The following is a 7,047-nucleotide window of genomic DNA, read 5'->3' on the forward strand; positions in this document are numbered from 1 at the left end:
GCGCAATTGCCTCAAACCGCGATACCAGCAAAAAAATTATCCACAAAAGTATCCACAGGGTTGTCAACAGGGTTACCCACAACCTTATCCACAAATTGGCTAGATTTACCTGTTATTACATCCAGTAAAGTTATCCACAGCGGTGCCTTGGGACGCGTTGAAAAGAACCATTTGGCCTTGCCGCCGAGTGGGCCACCCCGAGCATTTCGAGTCGGGGTTCCGGCATTTGATCTGTTTCCTTTCGAGGTTTGGGCCAAGCTGAATGCGGCTTTCTGGCGTAAACCGGATTTACAGCAACTGTGTTACGGCGATCCAGCGGGTGATGAACGTCTACGTGGAATGATTGCCGCGTATTTGCGCAGTTCTCGCGGCATGCAATGCACGGCTGAACAAATAGTGATCACCAGTGGCGCGCAGCAGGGGATTAGCCTTTGTGCACAGCTACTGGTGGAGCCGGGCGACGGGGTGGCGATTGAGAATCCGGGGTACCGGGCGGCAGGCCATGCGTTTGCCGTGGCGGGGGCTCATTTGCACGGCGTGGCGGTGGACAGCGAGGGTATCGACAGCCGGGAATTGGCCGCGCTCAAGGATTGCCGGCTGGCGTATGTCACGCCCTCGCATCAATACCCGACCGGGGTGGTGATGAGCCTGGCACGGCGTCTGGAATTGCTGGCCTGGGCCGAACGCACCCAAGGCTGGATTGTCGAGGATGACTATGATGGCGAATACCGCTACAGCGGCGCGCCATTGGCCCCTTTGGCGGCACTCGACCGGCAGGGGCGGGTTTTGTACGTTGGGACCTTTGGCAAAGTCGCCTTCCCGGCGCTGCGTCTGGGGTATCTGGTATTACCGCCGGCATTGGTTCAGGCATTTTCTCAGCGCCGAGCAGTGGACGTCCGGCATTCCGAAGTGAGCACACAAGCCGTGATGGCCGAGTTCATGGCTGCCGGGCATTTCCAGCGGCATATCCGCCGCATGCGTCGTGCGGCCCTGAGTCGGCGTAACACATTGCTGGCCGGTTGGCCCAAGGATATTCCCGGTATCGGCAGTCTGCCGAGTGTCGCGGCGGGGTTGCATCTGACGGTGTCCGTCGACTCCCAAATCCGCGAGCGCGAACTGGTGGAAAAAGCCGCCAGCGTTGATGTCGAAATCAACGCGCTTAGCAGCTATTGGTTGYCGGACTCGCAGACACCGCTGGACCAGCGTTCCGGGCTGGTCCTTGGTTTTGCGGCGGTGCCCGAGGCGGCGATCAGATCTGCACTCGGGCGTCTGGAAAAAGCATGGCGTTGATTTGGCTATACGAAGAACAACGCAGCGGCCATTCGCTGATTGATTTCAGCGCGATAAATGGCAATGGACTGAAGTGCGTTCAAGCTGACGTGTTTTTCGTAGGCACCTCCCAAGCCACGTTGTTCGACAGTCTTCAAATGCGCGGCGGAGAAGGCCGGTCTTGGTGTGTCGGAGGCCGGGTAATGAAAGTGCGCATACCAGAGTATTTTTCGGGTTCCATGTTCTCGAATTTCGTACTCATCCATATAGTCCTTGCGCGGTCCTTTCAAGCGCTGATGCTGCGGCAGTGGTCGCCCAATCCTGTGAATGGCCACCAGGCCTTTGGAATGCAGCCATTCAACCCGACCCGCGGTGGGGGGTTGTCGTTTGGTCATGTCGACGCGAACATCGGTACCCTTTTTGTAAAGTACGGCCGCCTCATCGTTTAGTTTTTTGATCGTGATGGCAGCCGATCCCGGGCCGCCTTCAGTGGCGTTGCTGTCTGTCAGGGCTTGCTCGATGGCGTCGGCAGCCGCTTCCATCCGGCGGGCTTGCTGATGAAACATCTCCTCGATTTCCAACGGAACACGTCGCTCTCCCTTTGAGTGCGCCTCGGTACGTCGGGTGAATGACTCCAGTTGCGTCAGCAACGCCTCACCGGTTCGAAGACTGGCGGCCAGCGTCGCACGGCTCGTAGCGGGTACAGCCGTTTTGACCGGCACATGTTCAACCCAGACGCCGGGTGTTTTCTCATGGAATGTCGCGATCACCTTCCCGGTGAGTGGGGAGGTCACGTCGACCAGATCAGTGTCGGTGGGGTTCGCGCGTGTTCGGGACTTGCCGACAACGGCGCCTTTGAAACGCGTTTTGATGAGGCGATGAGGAGCCGTTACTGGTCGCGAGGGTCCCGGAGCCGGTTCGAGGGTCTTGCGCTCATGCAGCAACCCCGACAGGTGATTCACGGCGCGCTCGTTGAACGCTTCGATACGCTGACGCATCAGGTCCAGTGACGGTTGCAGCAGCTGCCCGGGGTACTCGTCGGGCAAGTCGAGAATACGTTGGTCGATGGTTGCGAACTGCTCCACCAGATCGCTGAATCCTTCAATCCGTTCGGGTAGCGACAGGGGATTATCCTTTGCGAGGTCCAGCGACGACTGGATGGTGAGGCCCACATCTTCGACGAGGGTCACCAGCGCCTGATGACCAGCCTCGGTGGCGACTGTGCCGGTGTCATTAAGACACAGCTCTTGAGCGAGGCTGATCTGAAACAGCTTCAAGTCGTGCAGGTCAAGGCTTGGCAGTCCTTGCGTGTATTCCCTGGCGATTTCGGCGGCTTCTCTGCCCAGTCGTTTCAACTCGTCGATCCGCGCCTGGGCAAACTCGATTTTGTCGATAAACCCTTGGGTCAGGTCGCTGGTCTGTTGATGAATCTGGCGTCGTGTTTGAGTGGATTCGTTCGGCTCTCCGTCAAACAGGGCCAACGAGCGAAGCATGCAGGTGCCAAACACAGCGTTTTGCCGGTTGAACCACTTCTCCGTCAGCAATAGCTGTTGATCCAGGCAACTGACCAAAACAGCGCGGTAGTTGATGATGGACTCAAGCACGTTGAATGCTTTGAGCTGTTCAATGTAGACGCCATAAACGGCCACGTGGTTATCCAGCGTTTCGATCAGTCTGCGACCATTGGGATCATCAATGCCCGATGCGATAGCTGCTTTTTCGGCAGTTTCGAGTGCGGTTTTCAGCGTGATCTTGTTCGCATCGAAGGTCTCCAGCTGCATTCGCAGTTCTTCTTTGCGTCGTGCATTTTCCCGCACCAGTTCTTTTCGGCTGCGACCGCCGCCACGCAATCTCAGGCGTGTGTCGACGACCCATTGTCCTGATGCGGAATGGGTCAGCAGCGGCCCAGTCCCCGGTGGGGACTGACGACTGTCAATGATTTGCACGAACTCGTTGTCGTTGACCATGACTTCGAACCAGCGTTGGCCAACCTGGGCATACCATTTTTCGTTGAGCGGGCTCAAAAAACGATGGGGGCCGACATCGGTCGAGGGGCTTGCCAGGCGTTCAGGTTTTGCAATGGCCAGCCCGTCCAGCAATGTCCCCAGGCTCGTACGGGCAAGCGCGCCATGGGTGTATAAGCTGGTCTCGTGATTGGATGGCAAGAGTTGATCGGTCATGTCGGGTAGCCGGGTCACGGTGACTGTCGGTCTCGGCGTGGGCTGTTGCTCCAGCGTCAAAGGCTCCTTTTCAACGGCGCGGCTTGCTGTGTGGCGCGTTGCCGCGTAGTGGGCCAACACCATGCCCAACGACACGAACAGATCGGTCAGTGCCGTCCATGTGCGTTCACTGTCACCTTTTTCATTGGCTTCATTTGCCTCATTCAGGTCGTCCATGATTTGCAGGATCCAGGCCGCACTGGCAGCCGGTCCCCCCAGAAACGGCAGTGCAATGTCGAACAGCAGCCAGGCGCCGTGCTTGAGGGTCTCCCAACGACTTTGAGCGTTGGAAACCGATTGCCGGTCTGCCAAGGTAATCATCGCGTTGGCATTGGCGGTGAACAGTGTCGACAGTGCGGGTTGCGCCAGAGGTGTTGCCGCTAGCGTAACGGCGCCCATCATGCCGAGTGCAGACGTGGGATCGACCAGCCACTGCGACAGTGTCCAGACCGACGGCAACTGGCCGGGAAACACGTACTGTGAGTAGTTGAAACGCACCTTGTCCGGCAACCAGGCCAGCACCGATTGGCGAAGCGACTGGTGATGTTTGATCGCATACAGCAAGTTGGTTTCGCGGGGATATTGCAACAGCGGCGGATCTAGCAGCGGACGAAAAAGCAGGCACGGCCCCTTGTCAGCGAGACGTGGCCCGATGATGAACATGTTGGAAACCTCGTCGGCCTTGTTGCTTGTGCGCCCCCCGGGAATGAACGCGAGCGGACGAATGATGATTTCCTGGCCGTCGACAAAACGCTCGGTGGGCTTTTCCTGCATCGCCGCGACCATGTAGCGGTAGCCCTGATCGTCGATACCAGCCTCGCCACGAATTTTGTGCTGCAGCGTCTGAAGTGGCAGCTGGATGCGCAGGTGGCTGGCGAACAGGTTTTGCCGGCGTTGTGTTTCCTTCGCGTCACCGAGCAGTTTCTGCTTGATCAGCGCGGGATAGGTTTCACCGATGTTGACCTCGGTGACCAGCTTTTCCAGGTAGGCCGGTGTCATCCAGGTCTCAACGGCGCGGCCGTCGGTGCGGTGAACGGTCTTGTTGCCCAACGGCACGGCAATCAGATTTTGCAGGGCCAGGTCGATGAGCGACAGTGTGACGGTTTCGGTTTTACCCGGTACGGCAATGGCGCCCAGAATCACGGGGCTGGTGATGCTGAGTTCGATCATTTCGAGCTTGGCATCCGTCGCTTCCGGGTGATCTTTCAGCACTTGGTCTTTCAGTGCTTGCAGCGTAAATGCCGGGAGCGGTGGAATGTCATCCAGAAAGGATTGCCCCGCCTGCTGCTCGCGAAGCTGCGCCAGGTCCATCAAGTGTCGGCTGTAGCAGGTCAGGTCCGCCGGTTGCGCAGTGAGCAGCCAATCGGGCAGCAAGCGTTCGATCCGGTTGAAGCGCCCTTCGTCAGAGTCCTTGCGGTTTGTGGCAGCGTCGATGGCTCGGCGGGCAAGACCGCCTTTCGTACCGGAGTCTAGAAGCTGGCCGATCGCCGCGACTTCGAGCGCAATCAGCGCAGTGGCTTGATGGTCGAAAAAATCGCTGGTGGGTTCATACAAACGCCATCGCAAAGCATGCGAACCCGACGTGGATACAACGCGTGCAGTCAGCGATTCGCCGAATGATTCGAGCGAGTCGTATCGCTTGAAGCCTTCTGTGATCGAGTGGCTGATCACCAGTGTGCGCTTGCCCAGCGTACCCACCAGCACAGCCACATCCAGCACCCACAGATGCTGGTCCGGTGCATCGATGTCGATCAGGCAGGCCCTTGATGTGTAGGGGGCGTTGCGCTGTCGGGAGGCTTTATCCGGGTTGTTGAACAAGGACAGTGCCATGGCCTTTTGATCCTCATCCCAGCCTGAAACCTGCTCGATGTTCCAGAGGTTGTGCAGTGAGCCCGAGAGTTGATGCCAGCGGGGTGTTTCGCCTTCTGTCGGCTGGTTCCAGTAGTCCAGTTGCTGCTCTTGGCAGCACACGAACAGCATCGGGATCAGTTGGTTGATCAACCGGCCTATGTCGTCGATCTTGACCGGCAACTGGATCGCAGGCTCCGCCCCCGGTTGCAGGGTCAGGAAGTGTTCCCCGTCAATATAGGTTGCGGTCTGTGCCGACAGCGTGAGCCGCACCAACACATCGGTCAACGATTCGAACCGGCGTGGGCCGGGCGTGACCTGGCTCTCGGTGAGGGTCCAGGTCGGCGTCACGACCATGGCCTTTACAGGATCGATACCCAGGCTCGGGTAGGCGCTGTCGAGCGCCGTGCGCAGTGCGTTCGACGCCACTTCCCTGAGCGAGGGGCCAGTGACCAGTTGGGTCAATACATCTTCGGAACGGGTGGACGAGGTGTCGGGCATGGCCATTTCCTTTGTGCCGATAAGAACGCTGGCCACGGGGCCGCGCTGCATCAGGGCAAGGTAGAGGGCTGTCGAAGGCCAAAGGTGGTAGATAGTTATCGCGGGCAAAAAAAAGACCCGCGCTCATTGGCGGGTCTTCCAGTTCACGTTTTCAGGTGCCTGACTTGATCTTGGTCCAGGCTCGCGTGCGCGCACGTTCGGCATCGCGCGGCAGTGGTTGCAGGGTGTAAAGCGTGCTCATCGCCGTTTCGGTCGGGTACAGGTTCGGGTTGTTGCGGATCGCCGGGTCGACCAGTTCCGTGGCGTCCTTGTTCGGGTTTGGATAGCCGACGAAGTCACTGACTGGTGCGATCACTTGGGGTTGCAGCAAGTAGTTGATGAAGGTGTAGGCGTCTTCCGGGTTCTTCGCGCCTTTAGGGATCGCGAGCATGTCGAACCAGATCGGCGCGCCTTCTTTGGGCAAGCGCATGTCGACGATCACGCCGTTCTTGGCTTCCTTTGCGCGATTGGCGGCCTGGGAGAAGCTGCCGGAGTACCCGACTGCGACGCAGATGTCACCGTTGGCGATGTCCGCCATGTACTTCGACGAATGGAAGTAAGTGATGTACGGACGAATCTTCATCAGCAGGGCCTCAGCCTTGTCGTAGTCCGCCGGCTTCTTGCTGTTGGGGTCCAGGCCGAGGTGTTGCAGGGCCAGCGGCAGGATCTCCGACGGCGAATCGAGCAGGGCAACGCCGCACTGCTTGAGCTTGCTGATGTTCTCTTCCTTGAAGATCAGGTCCCAGCTGTCCACCGGGGCGTTGTCACCCAACGCGGCTTTGACCTTGTCCGGGTTGAAGCCGATCAGAATGGTGCCGTACATGTAAGGCACAGCGAATTTGTTGCCCGGGTCGTTGGCTTCGATCAGCTTCATCAGCTTAGGATCGAGGTGGTTCCAGTTCGGCAGCTTGCTGCGGTCCAGCGGCTGGAACACTCCGGCTTCGATCTGCTTGGCGAGGAACACATTGGACGGCACCACCACATCGTAGCCGGAGTTGCCGGTCAGGAGCTTCGCCTCCAGCGCTTCGTTAGTGTCGAAAATGTCATAGACCAATTTGGTCTGAGTGTTCTGCGCCTTGAAGTCTTCCAGCGCTTTTGGGGTGATGTAGTCGAACCAGTTGTAGACGCGCAACGTTCGCTCTTCAGCGTGAACGGCGCCACTGAGCACCGT

General features: G+C 58.5%; 3 protein-coding genes. 1 reads left to right on the top strand and 2 read right to left on the bottom strand.

What is annotated here, in order from left to right; translation table 11 throughout:
* The coding region (pdxR, locus tag AC1DSG_RS24875) for a MocR-like pyridoxine biosynthesis transcription factor PdxR (RefSeq protein WP_477793271.1) at positions 1-1,290 on the top strand (1,290 nt) is incomplete at its 5' end.
* Positions 1,291-1,295: 5 nt separating this feature from the next.
* On the opposite strand, the gene AC1DSG_RS24880 is transcribed toward pdxR, so the two are convergent.
* Together AC1DSG_RS24880 and AC1DSG_RS24885 are read right to left on the bottom strand one after the other, a co-directional pair.
* Entirely contained in the window at positions 1,296-5,837 is a 4,542-nt protein-coding gene (locus tag AC1DSG_RS24880) for a dermonecrotic toxin domain-containing protein (protein ID WP_477793272.1), read from the bottom strand.
* A 151-nt stretch (positions 5,838-5,988) separates the two neighbouring features.
* A partial coding sequence (locus AC1DSG_RS24885) for a polyamine ABC transporter substrate-binding protein (protein ID WP_477793273.1) occupies positions 5,989-7,047 on the bottom strand: 1,059 nt, incomplete at its 5' end.

It is taken from the genome of Pseudomonas sp. P5_A12 (assembly GCF_056400685.1).